The 17,260-nt window shown below is 43.4% G+C and carries 10 protein-coding genes; all 10 read left to right on the top strand.

Going from position 1 to position 17,260, the window contains the following annotated elements; translation table 11 throughout:
• Positions 1-303 precede the first annotated feature (303 nt).
• The 10 genes from SR187_RS09225 (at position 304) to tkt (ending at position 17,111) form a co-directional block, all read left to right on the top strand.
• Complete coding sequence (locus SR187_RS09225) at positions 304-6,369, top strand: pullulanase (protein WP_162496996.1); 6,066 nt, start codon at positions 304-306, stop codon at positions 6,367-6,369.
• 321 nt (positions 6,370-6,690) lie between these two features.
• Positions 6,691-8,139, top strand: a complete 1,449-nt coding sequence (locus SR187_RS09220) for a PTS ascorbate transporter subunit IIC (RefSeq protein ID WP_120172360.1) — start codon at positions 6,691-6,693, stop codon at positions 8,137-8,139.
• Positions 8,140-8,216: 77 nt separating this feature from the next.
• Complete coding sequence (locus SR187_RS09215) at positions 8,217-8,495, top strand: PTS sugar transporter subunit IIB (protein WP_120172359.1); 279 nt, start codon at positions 8,217-8,219, stop codon at positions 8,493-8,495.
• A 61-nt stretch (positions 8,496-8,556) separates the two neighbouring features.
• Positions 8,557-9,042 carry a PTS sugar transporter subunit IIA gene (locus SR187_RS09210; protein WP_024532668.1) on the top strand — a complete coding sequence of 162 codons (486 nt, stop codon included), beginning with the start codon at positions 8,557-8,559 and terminating at the stop codon, positions 9,040-9,042.
• Between the two features lie 300 nt (positions 9,043-9,342).
• Positions 9,343-10,008 carry a 3-keto-L-gulonate-6-phosphate decarboxylase UlaD gene (locus SR187_RS09205; protein ID WP_120172358.1) on the top strand — a complete coding sequence of 222 codons (666 nt, stop codon included), beginning with the start codon at positions 9,343-9,345 and terminating at the stop codon, positions 10,006-10,008.
• A gap of 2 nt (positions 10,009-10,010) precedes the next feature.
• Positions 10,011-10,874 (top strand): L-ribulose-5-phosphate 3-epimerase, encoded by an 864-nt coding sequence (locus SR187_RS09200; RefSeq protein WP_120172357.1) that lies wholly within the window; start codon positions 10,011-10,013, stop codon positions 10,872-10,874.
• The gene (locus SR187_RS09195) at positions 10,874-11,590 is read left to right on the top strand and encodes an L-ribulose-5-phosphate 4-epimerase (RefSeq protein WP_120172356.1); all 717 of its coding nucleotides are present in this window, start codon (positions 10,874-10,876) and stop codon (positions 11,588-11,590) included. Before SR187_RS09200 ends, SR187_RS09195 begins: the two co-directional genes overlap by 1 nt.
• Positions 11,591-12,018: 428 nt before the next feature.
• Positions 12,019-13,707, top strand: coding sequence for a BglG family transcription antiterminator (locus SR187_RS09190; protein WP_120172355.1), 1,689 nt, complete (start codon positions 12,019-12,021; stop codon positions 13,705-13,707).
• A gap of 218 nt (positions 13,708-13,925) precedes the next feature.
• Complete coding sequence (gene ulaG / locus SR187_RS09185) at positions 13,926-15,017, top strand: L-ascorbate 6-phosphate lactonase (protein WP_120172500.1); 1,092 nt, start codon at positions 13,926-13,928, stop codon at positions 15,015-15,017.
• A 123-nt stretch (positions 15,018-15,140) separates the two neighbouring features.
• A complete protein-coding gene (tkt, locus tag SR187_RS09180; RefSeq protein WP_120172354.1) occupies positions 15,141-17,111 on the top strand; it encodes a transketolase in 1,971 nt (656 codons plus the stop codon).
• The last annotated feature ends 149 nt before the right edge of the window (positions 17,112-17,260 follow it).

Here is a 17,260-nt window from a genome sequence, read left to right as displayed (position 1 = left end):
TGATGATTGTTGATTACATTCCGCAAGGGAATTTTATGTTATAAATCGTAAAAATAATGTTTGTATGCCTGATAATCTACCGAGACTTCTGTAATAGAGTGGCTCCAACATTACAAAAAGAATGATAAAATGCTTCAGAAATTCCATAAGATACTTTTTTAGTTATGGGATTTAGGAAGCTTTTATTTTGAAAATAGTTGGAAATCTGTTAACGATAACATTTGAGAAAACGTTTGCAAAACCTCTGTTAAATTGTATATACTGGTAATATACCTATCAAACGAATATACATGGAGGAGTTATATGAAAAAGAAATCCGTTCAGGATGTGAAGCGAATAGGAATGTTCAAGGAGAAGCAAATCTTTGGCATCCGAAAGCTAAATGTAGGAATTGCCTCAGTCGGTATTGCGACAGCTCTCTTTTTAAGTAGCGTAGGACAGGTGGTACAAGCTGAGGAAGCAGTCGCACCTGCAACGACTCTCTCAAGAAAGACAGAAGAGACTGTATCGGATGCTGCGACTCTAGCAACCCCGGCAACCAACACAGAAGAAGCTGCTAAGGCTCAACCAGTTGTAGAAACACCTGTAGCAGAAGCGCCGATTGAAGCTGGCAACATCCGTCTTCACTTTGAAAATGTAGACAAAAAAGAGCCTGAAAAACAGGGACTATGGATCTGGGGCGGTGTAGAAAAACCATCAGATGGCAACAAATGGCCGAATGATACAGCGAATTTTTATAGTAGCCAAGTTGACAACTACGGTCACTATGTAGATATTAAAAAGTCAGAAACTCCAGCAACCATCGGCTACTTATTGCTCAAGAATGGGGAAAAGGTAACCGAGTCAGACCAGAAAGTTGAACTGCTGGTTCCTGAGCAAAATGAAGCTTGGATTGCCAGTGACTACAGTGTTTCTAGTTATGAGCCTATTAAGGATGAGAAGCTTCTTCGCATCAATTACAAACGAGATGATAACAACTATGAAGGTTGGGGTGTTTGGACTTGGGGTGATACGACCAAAGCTAGCGATGGTTGGCCCGCCGGTGCAGTCGATTTTAAATTAGGGAAATACGGTGCTTATGTAGATATTCCCTTATCTAAGGCTCTGGATTCTAAATTGAATTTTCTTCTAGTCAATAAAAATAATCCGGACCTTCCGGGTAATAAAACGATTGATTTAGCCTTCGCCGATCGTAAGCGTCATAGCCAGATTTTCCTCCGCAACGATGAGGCAAAGATCTATACTAATCCTTATTTTGTCGAAGAAAAGCTTGAGTTAGACACGAGTAAGGCAACTCCTGGAACGAAAAACGTGACCGTCGCAGCTAGTATAAAAGCACCATTTAATTACAACGAAAGTGGCCTAGTATCACTCACTGTGACCAATCCTGAACAGGTTGAAATTGTCAAAATGGAAGTAGATACAACAGCTATTGGAGGCGGGATTGTCCCGATTTCAACAGAACTCAACCGTGTGACAATCAAGGCGACATCGGATACAGTACCGGGAACCTATAGCTTGCCTGTGAAGGTTTATGACAAGGACAATGGTTACTATGAAACCAAGTTGGATGTGACGATTACCAAACGTCAAAAGGCTGCTGGTGAGAAGGACTGGGATGAGCAGGTCATCTATTTTATGTTGACTGACCGTTTCTACAATGGAGACACCAGCAATGATAAACGAGTTGAAGGGAAGATTACCAATCCTCGTGGTCTCTATCAAGGAGGAGACTTCAAAGGAGTAACAGCCAAATTAGATTACTTGAAGGAATTGGGGGTCAATTCCATCTGGTTGACACCGATTGTAGAAAATATCCCACAAAATGCTGGTGGTGAAAAAGATGGTGACTATTACGCTTATCATGGCTATTGGGCAGCTAACTTTGAAAAACTCAATCCACATCTAGGTAGTTTGGCTGATTTCCATGAATTGATTGATGCCGCAGCAGAAAGAGGTATCAAGATCATCGTGGATGTCGTGCTCAACCATGCAGGTTACGGAACAGAAAATACATTTTCAGGCATGGTACGAACCAAGGAAGAGGACAAGCAAGGAGATGATCAACTGGGCTCTCTCGCTGGTCTACCTGATTTTAAGACAGAGGAAGCCGATATTCGCAAGAAATTAGTAGACTGGCAAGCTTCTTGGTTACAACGATCTACCACAGCCAAAGGCAACTCCATCTATGGCTTCCGTGTAGATACGGTGAAACACGTGGATGATACCACCTGGCAGCATTTCAAAAATGAATTGGTGGATCGTGATCCTGACTTCCACCTGATTGGGGAGACTTGGGGTGCCAATTACAAGGATACGAAGGGTGATCTAGGTATTGGAACCATGGATAGTTTGCTGGACTTTGGTTTCAAGGATATTGCCAAGTACCTAGTCAACGGTCAGCTCAAGGCGGCTGGAAAAGAGTTGGAAGAGCGTAGTAAGGTCTTGAATAGCGCTGCTAGTCTAGGTCAATTTTTAGGTAGTCATGATGAAGATGGTTTTCTATACAGTCTTGGCGGAGCCGAAAAAGAAGGCAATCTGGACAAATTGAAACTAGCTGCCAGCCTTTTGATAACAGCAAAAGGTCAACCGGTCATCTACTATGGAGAAGAGTTGGGGCAGTCAGGAAAAAATAACTGGCCTGTTTACGATAATCGCTATGATTTTGACTGGAGTCGGGTAGGAAACAGCGATGTACAAACACACTACCAAAAATTGTTAGCCTTCCGTAATGCTAATTCTGAGCTTCTTTCCCGTGGAGATACAGCGACAGTCGCTGCAAATGATAGCCAAGGTTGGTTATTAACCAAGCGTAGCTATCAAAACCAATCAGCCTACCTACTCTTTTCGACCAATACGGACAAGAAGGAAATGGATATTGAAGTTTCCGGAAAAGATGTCGTACTAAAGGATGCTTATACGGGTAAGAGCTACCAAGCTCTTGAAAAAGATGGTAAGTTTGTGGTTCAAGTAGAACTTCCAACGATTGCGCAAGGGGGAACGATGCTTCTTCAAGCTCAGGCAGGCGATATTGTTAATGCCAGTGTGAAAGGAGCGACAGAAGAGCCGATTCCAGCAGGTCACTTCCGGGTTCACTTTAAAAAATTACCATCCGATAATCTATCAAGTCTCGGTCTTTGGACATGGGACGATGTCGAAAAGCCATCTTCTAGCATAGGTGCTTGGCCGACTGGTGCGACCAATTTTAGCACTGCAAAGCAAGATGATTACGGTTACTACCTAGACATCAAGATGAAGGACGAAGCGGCAAGTAAGATCAGCCTTTTGATTAACAATACGTCGGGTGAAAACCTCACAGGTGATAAGACAATCGAGCGAATCAGTCCTAAGATGAACGAGGCCTGGTTTGACGAAAACTATCAGTTGAGTCATTATCCACCGCTCAAGAAAGGCTATATCCGCATCAACTACTTCCGTACAGATGGCAATTATGACCAAAAAGGCTTATGGGTCTGGGGAGATGTGAAGGATGTCAAATTGGGAGACTGGCCAGATGGTATTGACTTTGAAAATCGTGGCAAGTATGGTGCTTATATTGATGTGAAATTGACAGACCTACCAAATTCGATTGGATTCCTCTTATTGGATGAAAGCAAGTCGGGAGATGATGCAAAAATTCAGCCAAAAGACTACAACTTTACTGATTTGAAAAACCATACACAAATTTTCCTTAAAGATGATGATGCGACCATCTATACCAATCCATATTTTGTAAACAATATTCGTGTCACAGGGGTATCACATGTTAGCCTGACAGCCCTAGAAGCAGCTTTCACAACACTTGAAGGAGCAGACAAGCAGAGCATAATGGAAAAACTATCCGTAACAGATAAAAATGGTCAACCTGTCACTGTGACGGACCTTGTACTGGATACTACAAACAATAAAGTGCGAGTCCTTGGGGATTTCAATCAAGAAAACGCTGGCTATACCCTCAAGTATGGCAATGATAGCTTTACGACTAAGATGAGCTGGCAGTTGAAAGACGAGCTCTACGCCTATGATGGCGAACTTGGTGCGCGTGTTCATCAAGCGGGTGCTGTGGTGGATATGACCCTCTGGTCCCCAAGTGCAGACAGTGTTTCCGTAGTTCTTTATGATAAGGACGACCAGTCTAAAGTGGTCGGAAAATTGGCTATGACCAAGGGGGATAAGGGGCAATGGGATCTTAAGCTCAATGATCAATCTGGCCTTGGTATTACTGATTATCGCGGCTACTACTACCACTACGAAATTACTCGAAATGGCCAGTCCGTTCTCGTTCTTGATCCGTATGCCAAATCATTGGCAGAGTGGAATAGTGATTTGGCGGAGACAGATCCGTCTTACCGCGTTGCCAAGGCAGCAATTGTCGATCCAAAAGAAGTTGGACCAAGTGACCTTACTCATGCGACCATTCCAAACTTTGTGAAACGTGAAGATGCGATCATCTATGAAACACATGTCCGCGATTTTACATCTGACCCTGCTATCTCAAGCGAATTGAAAGCTCAGTTTGGTACCTTTGCGGCTTTTGCAGAGCGTCTCAAATATTTGAAAGAACTAGGCGTGACCCATATCCAACTGTTGCCAGTTATGAGTTATTATTATGTCAATGAATTGAAAAATGCAGAGCGCCTTGGTGAGTACGCTTCTAGCAATAGCAACTATAACTGGGGCTATGACCCACAGAGCTATTTTGCCTTTACCGGTATGTACTCAACTGATCCGACAAATCCATTGAAACGAATCGAGGAATTTAAAAACCTCGTAAATGAAATTCATAAACATGGCATGGGAGTCATTTTGGATGTGGTCTACAACCACACTGCTAGGACCTTCTTGTTTGAAGATTTAGAGCCGAATTACTACCATTTCATGGAAGCAGATGGCACTGCCAAGTCCAGCTTTGGTGGTGGTCGTTTGGGGACAACTCACCACATGAGTCGTCGTGTCTTGGTGGATTCTATCAAGTATCTTGTTGATGAGTTTAAAGTGGATGGTTTCCGCTTTGATATGATGGGGGATCATGATGCAGAGGCAATTGAAACAGCTTTCAAGGAAGCCAAGAAGATCAATCCAAACATTATCATGCTAGGAGAAGGCTGGAGAACCTTTACAGGAGATGCCAACCAACCTGTCAAACCGGCAGACCAAGATTGGATGAGTTCAACGGATACGGTGGCGGTCTTCTCGGATGATATTCGTAATACCCTCAAGTCAGGTTATCCAAATGAAGGGCAACCGGCCTTTATCACAGGCGGTGCTAAGAGCATTGAAGCAGTGTTCAACAATATCAAGGCTCAGCCAAGCAATTTCCAAGCTGACGATCCGGGTGATGTGATTCAGTATATCGCAGCTCATGATAATCTGACCCTCTTTGATATTATTGCCCAATCTATCAAGAAAGATCCATCAGTGGCTGAAAATAATCGGGAAATACATCGCCGCCAACGCTTGGGTAATTTGCTGGTCTTGACCTCTCAAGGAACACCATTCATCCATTCTGGACAAGAGTACGGACGGACCAAACAATTCCGCCATCCAGATTATAAGTACCCTGTATCTGATGATAAGGTACCAAACAAGGCACATCTGTTAACAAACGCAGATGGCACACCGTTTGACTATCCATATTACATCCATGATTCCTATGATTCATCTGATGCAGTCAACAAGTTTGATTGGACCAAGGCGACAGATTCAGAACGTTATCCAGAAAATACGCAAACCCAAGCCTTTACCAAGGGATTGATTGCCTTACGGAAGTCAACGGATGCCTTCCGTTTGGGGACAAAAGAAGAAGTGGATCAGAGAGTCAGCTTAATCTCTATACCAGGACAAAATGGCATCGCTAAAAATGATGTTGTGATTGCCTACCAGACCATTGCAAGCAATGGTGATCGTTATGCTGTCTTTGTCAATGCAGATAGCAAGGAGCGGCGCTTTGTTCTCGCAGACATCTATAAGGATCTGCTCAAGGGGCAAGTTCTCGTAGATGGCAAACAGGCTGGAGTAGAAGCTCTGACGAATCTGGATGGAGTGACCTTGACAGACGATGCAGTTGTCCTTGCGCCATTGACCGCAACAGTGATTCGTCTACCGCACCGTGTTTCACAGGTGCCAGATACAGCTCCGACAGCGGAGGAAAAACCAATAGCTGATCTAGGAACAACTCAAGCAGCGCTTCCTAGTGAAAAAGAATCTCCTTCTGTAGTCTCTCCAGTTCAAACAGCAAGTTCTGCAAGCGAAAAAACCTTGCCAGCTACAGGTGAGTCCAGAAATGGACTAGCTCTTCTTGGTCTTGGTTTTGCAGGTCTCGGACTGATTGGCGCTACAAAAGGTAGAAAGAAATTGGAAGACGAATAAATAATTGGCTCTTATTAAGTGGAGCATATACTCAAATGATTGTAGGCCTAGGCTATCAATCCGTCATATTTTGAGTATCACTTCCCTCTGAAAGAGGTTGGTTTATCCAGCCTCTTTTTATTGTGAAAAAAGAGAGGTACTCTAGAGTCGTTTCACAGGCGGCAGTAGAAGAGAAAACGGACACGGACGGGTTGACAGATTCATACGATTGGAAAATAGTCCAATAGTGAACACAAGCCTGTGTTTTATTTGGTCTTTTTGTTTCCGCTTACATAATCTATAATAAGACCATACAAATCATTTCAAAAAGGAGAATGAAAAATGGATTTCCTTCAAACCCCATTAAACTGGTTCTCACAGAATATCTTGCAGAATCCAGCCTTCTTCGTAGGTCTATTAGTGTTGGTGGGCTATGCCCTCTTGAAAAAACGACCTCATGATGTTTTTGCAGGGTTTATCAAAGCGACGGTTGGCTACATGATTTTAAACGTAGCCGCAAGTGGCTTGGTGACAACTTTCCGTCCAATCTTGGCTGCCTTGAACCATAAGTTTCAAATTGATGCAGCAGTCATTGACCCTTACTTTGGTCTTGCAGCAGCTAATGGCAAGATTGCGGAAGCCTTCCCTGATTTTGTATCAGCAGCGACCACAGCCCTCTTGATTGGTTTTGGTGTCAATATTCTTTTAGTGGCTTTTCGTAAGGTAACAAAAGTTCGTACTTTGTTTATCACCGGTCACATCATGGTGCAGCAAGCAGCAACGATTTCCTTGATGGTACTCTTTCTCATTCCAGCCCTGCGCAACCAATTTGGTACAGCGGCTATCGGTATCATCTGTGGTATTTATTGGGCGGTCAGCTCAAATATGACTGTTGAAGCAACGCAGCGCCTGACAGGCGGCGGTGGCTTCGCTATTGGTCACCAGCAACAGTTTGCTATCTGGTTTGTTGATAAGATTGCTCCAAAACTTGGTAAAAAAGAAGAAAACTTAGACAATTTGAAGTTGCCACAATTTCTCTCCATTTTCCATGATACAGTTGTTGCCTCAGCAACCTTGATGCTTGTCTTCTTCGGAGCTATCCTGTTTATTTTGGGGCCAGAAATTATGGCAAATCCAGAAGTCATCACTTCAGGTACTCCTTATAACCCAGCTAAACAAGCTTTCTTCATGTATGTTATTCAGACAGCATTCACCTTCTCAGTTTATCTTTTCATCCTGATGCAGGGTGTCCGCATGTTCGTAGCGGAGTTGACCAATGCCTTCCAAGGTATCTCAAGTAAGTTGCTTCCGGGTTCATTCCCAGCGGTGGACGTTGCAGCTTCTTATGGTTTCGGGTCATCTAACGCAGTTCTCTCAGGTTTTGCTTTTGGTTTGGTTGGTCAACTAATTACTATCGTTCTCTTGGTCGTTTTCAAGAGTCCAATTCTTATCATTACTGGTTTTGTGCCTGTATTCTTTGATAACGCAGCGATTGCGGTCTATGCTGATAAACGTGGCGGATGGAAAGCGGCAGCTATCCTATCCTTCCTCTCAGGTGTGATTCAAGTAGCACTTGGGGCGGTCTGTGTAGGTTTGCTTGAATTGAGCGGTGGTTACCATGGAAATATTGACTTTGAAGTACCATGGTTGCCATTTGGATATGCCTTCAAGTATCTAGGTATTGCTGGTTATGTCCTCGTTTGTCTCTTCTTGTTGGCCATTCCACAGCTTCAATTTGCAAAAGCTAAAGATAAAGAAGCCTATTATCGTGGTGAAGCGCCAGCAGAGTAATATAGCCTTTAGTATTTAAAGGAACATTCACCTATCTTACTAAAAACAACAAACTGTATAGAAATGGAAGTGAAATTATGATTAAAGTATTGACAGCCTGCGGAAATGGTATGGGTTCATCCATGGTTATTAAGATGAAGGTGGAAAATGCCCTTCGTCAATTGGGTGTAACAGACTTTCAATCAGCGTCTTGTTCTGTCGGTGAGGCAAAAGGCTTGGCAGCAGGATACGATATTGTGGTAGCCTCCAACCACTTGATTGCTGAGTTGGAAGGACGTACCAAGGGGCACTTGGTTGGTCTTGATAACTTGATGGATGACAACGAAATCAAAACGAAATTACAAGCCGTACTATAGATTGTCAGTAGGGGTAGGGACTTTCCCTCCCCCTTTCATATAGTACGTAGAAGAGGAAGTCATGAATTTACAAAAATCATTTACTGAAAATAATTCCATCCGCCTAGGATTGACAGCTGAAACTTGGCAGGAGGCAGTCCATTTGGCAGTTGAACCCTTGATTGACAGTGGTGCAGCTACAGAAGAATACTATGATGCCATCATTGCTTCAACGGAAGAATATGGTCCCTACTATGTTCTCATGCCGGGTATGGCGATGCCACATGCTCAAGCAGGAGTAGGGGTTCTGAAAGACTCCTTTGCCCTGATTACTTTGACAAAACCGGTGACATTTTCAGATGGTAAGGAAGTATCTGTTCTTCTCACTCTTGCAGCTACAGATCCCAAAATTCACACCTCTGTAGCTATTCCGCAGATTGTTGCCCTCTTTGAATTGGAAAATTCCATCGAGCGTTTAGTTGCTTGTCAAACACCAGAAGAAGTACTGGCTATGGTAGAAGAATCAAAAAACAGCCCCTACTTAGAAGGTCTGGATTTAGAAGGTTAATGATTCCATTGCATTTTACTTGAATAACAATACAAAAACATAGAGCATTTAGGTTTCAAGGCAATGTTTAGAATGTTAATAAAGCCCTTTGTTTACCAATTTAGCTATATGCTTTTATTAAAATTTAATCAGCTTTCATCATCTCTATTTGCCGAGATGAAATGATAAGTACAAATAAGAACGAAAGGGAAGAAATTCGAGCAGAAAACTCAGAATTTGGATAGGGTTACTTGTGTATAGACTCAACTGCGTATCTCTCCTGATTTTAGTCGTTTTCTGTTCGCTCTTGGTATCCTAACTATGACAAAACATATTCCAAATTTACAGGTCGCATTGGATCATTCTGATCTCAAGGGAGCTATAAAGGCAGCGGTGGCTGTCGGCCACGAGGTAGACATCATCGAAGCAGGGACTGTTTGCTTGTTGCAAGTCGGTAGTGAGCTGGTTGAGGTGTTACGCAACCTTTTTCCTGATAAAATCATTGTTGCTGACACCAAGTGTGCAGATGCTGGCGGTACAGTTGCCAAAAATAATGCTGTCCGTGGTGCAGATTGGATGACCTGTATCTGCTCAGCTACCATTCCAACGATGGAAGCGGCATTGAAGGCAATTAAAGAAGTGCGTGGCGACAAGGGAGAAATTCAAGTTGAACTCTATGGTGACTGGACTTACGAGCAGGCTCAGCTTTGGCTAGATGCAGGCATTTCTCAAGCTATCTACCATCAATCACGCGATGCCCTTCTGGCAGGTGAAACATGGGGTGAAAAAGATCTCAATAAGGTGAAGAAACTGGTAGAGATGGGCTTTCGTGTGTCAGTAACAGGTGGTCTGGATGTTGATACGCTCAAACTGTTTGAAGGAGTTGATGTTTTTACCTTTATCGCAGGTCGTGGCATTACCGAAGCAGAAAATCCAGCAGCGGCAGCACGTGAGTTCAAAGACGAAATCCGTCGTATTTGGGGGTAGGTATGGCACGTCCAATTGGCATTTATGAAAAAGCGACCCCCAAGCATTTTACATGGAAGGACCGTTTGGAGTTTGCTAAAGAGCTTGGTTTTGATTTTGTCGAAATGTCGGTAGACGAAAGTGAAGCTCGCTTGGCTCGCTTAGAATGGAGTAAAGAGGAGCGCTTGGAGGTGGTAAAGGCCATCTACGAAACAGGTGTACGGATTCCGACCATCTGCTTTTCTGGTCATCGTCGCTATCCACTCGGCTCCAACGATCCTGATCTTGAAGCTAAGTCGCTCGAAACGATGAAACAATGCATCGAATTGGCTCAAGATTTGGGTGTTCGGGTCATCCAACTCGCTGGCTACGATGTCTACTACGAAGAAAAATCTCCAGAAACACGAACTCGCTTCATTAAAAACCTTCGCAAGGCATGTAACTGGGCGGAGCAGGCTCAGGTTATATTGGCGATTGAGATTATGGACGACCCTTTCATCAACTCCATTGAGAAATACCTAGCTGTTGAGAAAGAAATTGATTCACCATATCTCTTTGTCTATCCTGATACGGGCAATGTTTCCGCCTGGCACAATGATATTTGGAGCGAATTTTATCTGGGGCATCGCTCCATAGCAGCCCTCCATCTCAAGGATACTTACGCTGTGACTGAAACATCTAAGGGGCAATTCCGTGATGTTCCATTCGGTCAGGGCTGTGTAGCCTGGGAGGAGATGTTTGCAGTCTTGAAAAAAACCAACTACCAAGGACCATTCTTGATTGAAATGTGGTCAGAAAATTGTGAAACTGTAGAAGAAACACGAGCAGCTATCAAGGCAGCTCAGGATTTCCTTTACCCATTGATTGAGAAAGCGGGGTTGAACTAATGCCGAAAGATTTACAGGCTATGCGGCAACGGGTCTACGAGGCCAATGTCGCTCTACCTGCTCATGGTTTAGTCAAATTTACCTGGGGGAATGTCTCCGAGGTCTGTCGTGAGCTTGGTCGTATTGTTATCAAACCTTCAGGCGTTGACTATGATAAGTTGACACCTGAAAACATGGTCGTGACAGATTTGGATGGTCAAGTTATTGAAGGAGATCTCAATCCTTCTTCAGACCTAGCAACTCATGTAGCCCTCTATAAGGCTTGGCCCAATGTCCATGCGGTTGTCCACACCCATTCGACAGAGGCTGTTGGCTGGGCACAGGCTGGTCGTGATATTCCTTTCTATGGAACTACACATGCGGATTATTTTTACGGTTCCATTCCCTGTGCTCGTTCCCTGACAGCAGAGGAGGTTGATCAGGCTTACGAAAAAGAAACGGGATCAGTGATTATCGAAACCTTCGCAGAGCGAGGTCTGGATCCTGTCGCTGTCCCTGGAATCATCGTCCGAAACCACGGTCCGTTCACGTGGGGAAAAGATCCTGCTCAGGCTGTTTATCACAGTGTTGTCCTTGAAGAAGTGGCACGTATGAACCGTTACACCGAGCAGATCAATCCACGGGTTGAGCCAGCTCCTCAGTACATCATGGATAAACACTATCTCCGTAAGCATGGACCAAATGCTTATTATGGGCAAAAAGGTGACAGTCACTAGTTCACTATTTACAGAAAATATATAAAACCATAGGGAAAAGAAGGTGGTCTTTTGCAAAAAAAGAGCACTTTTCCCTTTTTGATGGGAGATAATAGTATGCATGGTGTTGCAAGGAGGTTGTCAGGGATCATTGATGATTGGTATTGATTGTGCCGTTTAGCATGAAACTCCTTCAGACACCTTGCAAGTTCATTCTAACGCTCTCTATCGCATGAAACATGGGTCTAATGAGGCTTCCGATAAAAGTAGTGCTTCCATGAAGAAAAGATTATTATCCTAGTATCTCATCTTCATTTGACATGTCAGCTTAGAAGGCACAAACCTGTACAAATCACAACAAACAGAAAAGCCAATCTTAATTGCTAAAACGATTAGAATATCGTGTGTAAATGTGTTAAGATAGTAATAGAGTGGGGAGGAGGAAAATCTTGTTATTAGATAAGAGCAGTTGTGCTTTATTGAGGTATTTAATTGGATTGCAGGAGCCAGAGACCATCATGGCTATCTCTAAAGAGCTGCAGCAATCACGCCGAAAAATCTATTACCATCTAGAAAAGATAAATGATGCCTTGCCAGCAAGTGTAGAGCCAATCGAGAGTCTTCCACGTGTTGGTCTTCGTCTTTCAGAGGAACAGAAACAGGCTTGTCGTGATCTGCTGGACTCGATTGATTCTTACACCTATGTCATGAACATGTCTGAGCGCATCCAGTTGATGATGGTCTATATCTGTATTACACCGGAACGAGTGACGATTGAAAGACTGATGGAGTTGACAGAGGTTTCTCGTAATACCGTCTTGAATGACTTAAATGAAATCCGCTCTCAACTGGCTCAGGAGCAGTACAAGATGACACTCTACGTCTCCAAAAGCCAAGGCTATAGTCTAGCCTGTCATCCTTTGAATAAGATCCAATATGTCCACTCTCTTCTATACACGATTTTCTTAGATGCGAACAAGGGCTTTTTGCAAGTTTTAGAAGACAAATTATTTGACCTAGTTGGTTGCCAACTTCTTTTCTCGGAAGAGATGGCGCAGTTTTTACAGGGACAGGTTTCGCAGTTGGAGAAAAAACTAGGTAAGAAAATCAATCGCTATGAAATTGAGTTCATGCTGAAAGTCCTGCCCTTTGTGCTTCTCAGTTATCGCAATATGGAAGTGGATAACTTGGAAAAGCGAGCCACTCTTAAAGAATTTGGGCAGGTGCGGGAGAGAATAGAATACCATGTCGCTCAAGATTTGAAAGATGCTCTGCTGAAGACCTTTGACTTGGGCCTGGATGAAATCGAAGTTTCTCTAATTGCTATTTTGCTTTTATCCTATCGAAAGGATAGCGATGTTCATGTATTTAGTCAAGATTTTATTGACCTGAAGCAAGTTATTGAGCGTTTTATCCATCATTTTGAAGTTCACTCAACCTTCGAGTTAGAAAATCCAGAGGAGTTAGCCAAACACCTCCTAGCCCATTGCAAGGCCTTGCTGTTTAGAAAAACCTACGGTATTCTTACAAAAAATCCAATGGTGCAGCAGATTCAATACAAGTATAGCAGCTTGTTTGCCATGACTCGGGTATCTGGAAAAATTTTGGAAGAGGAGTGGCAGATTGAACTGTCTGATGAGGACATTGCTTATCTGACTGTCCATCTCGGCGGAGCTGTCCATAGAAGCGGGACACGCAAGGCACCGACTCAGCTTGTTTATCTGATATGCGATGAGGGGGTCTCAGTTCAGCGACTTCTCTACAAACAGTGTCGACATCATTTGCCAGATAAGAAGATCGGTGCAGTCTTTACAACTGAGCAGTTTAAAAGTGTAGAAGACCTCCTAGAAGTGGATTTTTTGATTACAACCAGTGAAGGTTTGGAAACAGATTTTCCATTGGTTCAGATTCATCCTATCATGGACTTTGATGATGTACTCAATGTGACCCATTTCGCAAAATACCGCAGTTTATCTGATGAAAGGCAGGGCTTTGCGGTAGAACTGGATAAGCTCTTGTCAGGCTATATTGCTGATGGCAAGGCAGCTCAGGAACTCAAACAACGCTTACAAAAGCTGATTACTAATGAACTCTTTACCAATTTATCCAATCAAGATATTGAAACGGACCTATATTAGGGTAAAGTCCAAGTGTGAACACAAACCTGTGTTTTATTTGGTCTTTTTTTTGTGGGCTATTGAGCATATACTAGAAACATAGAAATACACGCTCTTTGAAACTCAAATTCATCAAAAGTCTGATGAGCGAACAGCACATGTGAAAATTTTTAGTTTGCTATCTGAGGGTTTGGGTGAGTTCCATTTGATTTTCACTGAGTGTTTAGGAGGAACAAATGATGGCTAAAGTTCAAGATATTACAAGAGAATCATGGATTCTGTCAACCTTCCCAGAGTGGGGAACTTGGCTGAATGAAGAAATCGAAGAGGAAGTCGTACCAGAAGGCAACGTTGCCATGTGGTGGCTAGGGAACTGCGGTATATGGATTAAGACCCCGGGTGGAGCCAATGTTGTGATGGATCTTTGGTCTTCTCGTGGTAAGTCTACAAAAAAAGTAAAAGATATGGTTTGGGGACACCAGATGGCCAACATGGCTGGTGTTCGTAAATTGCAACCAAACTTGCGTGTGCAACCGATGGTCATCGACCCATTTGCTATCAATGAATTGGACTACTATCTCGTATCACATGTCCACAGCGACCACATGGATATTAACACCGCAGCAGCTATCCTTAACAACCCTGAATTGGATCACGTGAAATTTGTCGGTCCAGTTGAGAGCGGCGATATTTGGGAAAAATGGGGCGTGCCAACAGATCGTATTGTCCGCATTGCACCGGGTGATAGCTTTGAGTTTAAAGATATTAAAATCCATGCAGTTGAATCCTTTGACCGTACTTGCTTGGTAACCCTCCCTATTAATGGTTACGAAGAAAATGGTGGCAATTTAGCAGGTCTTCCTGTAACGGATGAATTGATGGCGCGTAAAGCTGTTAACTATATTTTTGAAACACCAGGCGGAACGATCTATCATGGCGCAGACTCTCACTTCTCAAACTACTTTGCAAAACATGGTCGTGATTTTAATATTGATGTTGCAATCAATAACTACGGAGACAACCCAATCGGTATTCAAGATAAGATGACTTCTATCGATCTTCTGCGTATGGCAGAAAACCTACGTGCCAAGGTGATTATTCCTGTCCACTATGATATCTGGTCCAATTTTATGGCTTCAACGGACGAGATTTTACAGCTTTGGAAGATGCGTAAAGAACGTCTACAATATGACTTCCATCCATTCATCTGGGAAGTAGGCGGTAAGTACACCTATCCACTTGATAAGGACAGGATTGAGTACCATCACCCACGAGGCTTTGATGATTGCTTCTTAGAAGATTCCAACATCCAGTTTAAGGCCTTGCTGTGATACAGTGTGTACCGAGGGGCAGGACAAGGGTCCTGCCTATTTCTATGCCATACTTCATTGTAAACAGACAGAGAAAACGCTTTATGGTATAATGAAGTTATGACTTTAAAAAAGGAGAAAAACATGTCAAATCTTTCAGTCAATGCGATTCGTTTCCTTGGTATTGATGCCATTGAACAATCAAAATCAGGTCACCCAGGTGTTGTCATGGGTGCGGCTCCTATGGCTTATAGTCTCTTCACAAAAGAACTTCGCATCAATCCAGCTCAGCCAAACTGGATAAATCGTGATCGCTTCATCTTGTCAGCGGGTCATGGCTCTATGCTCCTTTATGGACTGTTGCATCTTTCAGGCTTTGAAGAAGTGACTATGGATGAAATCAAGAACTTCCGTCAATGGGGTTCAAAAACACCTGGTCACCCAGAATACGGTCATACAGCAGGTGTTGATGCTACGACAGGGCCTCTTGGTCAAGGAATTTCAACAGCGACAGGTTTTGCTCAGGCTGAACGTTTCCTTGCTGCCAAATACAACCGTGACGGTTTTCCAATTTTTGACCACTATACTTATGTCATTTGTGGTGATGGAGATCTTATGGAGGGTGTATCTGCTGAAGCAGCTTCTTACGCAGGTCTTCAAAAACTAGAAAAATTGATTGTTCTCTATGATTCAAACGATATTAACTTGGATGGCGAAACAAAAGATTCCTTCACAGAGGATGTTCGTGCTCGTTACAATGCCTATGGTTGGCACACAGACTTAGTAACAGACGGTACGGATGTAGAGGCGATTTTCGCTGCTATTGAAAGAGCCAAGGAAGCTGGCAAACCATCTCTTATCGAAGTTAAGACAGTAATCGGTCATGGCTCACCAAATAAACAAGGCACAAATGCTGTTCACGGTGCTCCCCTTGGTGCTGAAGAAGTAGAAGCAACTCGTAAGGCACTTGACTGGAATTATGGACCATTTGAAATCCCAACAGAAGTCTATGCTGATTTTAAGGAAAATGTAGCTGATCGGGGTACAGCAGCTTACAATACCTGGGTGAAGTTGGTAGAAGACTACAAGGTAGCCTATCCAGATTTAGCAGCAGAAGTGACTGCAATCTTGGAAGGTCGTGATGTAGTCGAAATCAAACCAGAAGACTTCCCAGTCTATGAAAATGGCTTCTCCCAAGCAACTCGTAATTCATCACAAGATGCTCTTAATGCAGCAGCTAAGGTCTTGCCAACCTTCCTCGGTGGTTCAGCAGATTTGGCACATTCAAACATGACCTATATCAAGGAAGATGGCCTGCAAGATTCAGTCAATCCCCTTAACCGCAACATCCAGTTTGGTGTACGTGAATTTGCAATGGGTACTATCTTGAACGGTATGGCAGCACATGGTGGTCTTCGTGTCTACGGCGGTACTTTCTTTGTCTTCTCAGATTATGTTAAAGCTGCGGTTCGTTTATCAGCTCTTCAAGGATTGCCAGTCACTTATGTCTTCACTCACGACTCTATTGCAGTTGGTGAAGATGGTCCAACCCATGAGCCAATTGAGCATTTGGCAGGACTTCGCGCTATGCCAAACCTTACTGTTTTCCGCCCTGCGGATGCACGTGAAACACAGGCTGCTTGGTACTTGGCTTTAACAAGCAAGTCTACACCGTCTGCTCTCGTTCTCACTCGTCAAAACTTGATAGTGGAAGAGGGAACAGACTTTGACAAGGTTGCTAAAGGTGCCTATGTCGTCTACGAAACAGAAGGCTTTGATACCATCCTTCTTGCATCAGGTTCAGAGGTCAATCTGGCTGTCAAAGCAGCTAAAGAACTAGAGGCCGCAGGTACTAAAGTTCGTGTAGTTTCTGTACCATCTACAGAGCTCTTTGATGCACAAGATGCCGCTTACAAGGAAGACATCCTTCCAAATGCTATCCGCCGCCGTCTGGCGATTGAGATGGGGGCAACCCAAAGCTGGTACAAGTATGTCGGTCTTGATGGCAAAGTCCTTGGCATTGATACTTTTGGTGCATCAGCCCCAGCTCAAACGGTTATCGACAATTATGGCTTTACCGTAGAGAATGTGGTGAAATTAGTTGGCGAATTGTAGAATTGCCTGACAAACTACTTCTCAAATTATGAAACATATAACAGTCCCTAGGGCTGTCAGATTGAAGAAAAAGTCCATGTTGGAGGATTTTCTTCAATCTTTTTTTTACTTAGAAAATTAAAAACTCTGAGAAATGCTGGCATAACAGT

Origin of the sequence: Streptococcus ruminantium, from assembly GCF_003609975.1 — a bacterium.
Lineage (GTDB): Bacteria > Bacillota > Bacilli > Lactobacillales > Streptococcaceae > Streptococcus > Streptococcus ruminantium.
Note: the sequence above shows the minus strand (reverse complement) of the source record. Positions and strands in the feature narration are given on the sequence as shown.

Coding starts and splice junctions, on each gene's coding strand:
- SR187_RS09200 (WP_120172357.1), top strand. CDS start 10,011: ATGGCACGTCCAATTGGCATTTATGAAAAAGCGACCCCCAAGCATTTT.
- ulaG (WP_120172500.1), top strand. CDS start 13,926: ATGGCTAAAGTTCAAGATATTACAAGAGAATCATGGATTCTGTCAACC.
- SR187_RS09195 (WP_120172356.1), top strand. CDS start 10,874: ATGCCGAAAGATTTACAGGCTATGCGGCAACGGGTCTACGAGGCCAAT.
- SR187_RS09225 (WP_162496996.1), top strand. CDS start 304: ATGAAAAAGAAATCCGTTCAGGATGTGAAGCGAATAGGAATGTTCAAG.
- tkt (WP_120172354.1), top strand. CDS start 15,141: ATGTCAAATCTTTCAGTCAATGCGATTCGTTTCCTTGGTATTGATGCC.
- SR187_RS09215 (WP_120172359.1), top strand. CDS start 8,217: ATGATTAAAGTATTGACAGCCTGCGGAAATGGTATGGGTTCATCCATG.
- SR187_RS09220 (WP_120172360.1), top strand. CDS start 6,691: ATGGATTTCCTTCAAACCCCATTAAACTGGTTCTCACAGAATATCTTG.
- SR187_RS09210 (WP_024532668.1), top strand. CDS start 8,557: ATGAATTTACAAAAATCATTTACTGAAAATAATTCCATCCGCCTAGGA.
- SR187_RS09205 (WP_120172358.1), top strand. CDS start 9,343: ATGACAAAACATATTCCAAATTTACAGGTCGCATTGGATCATTCTGAT.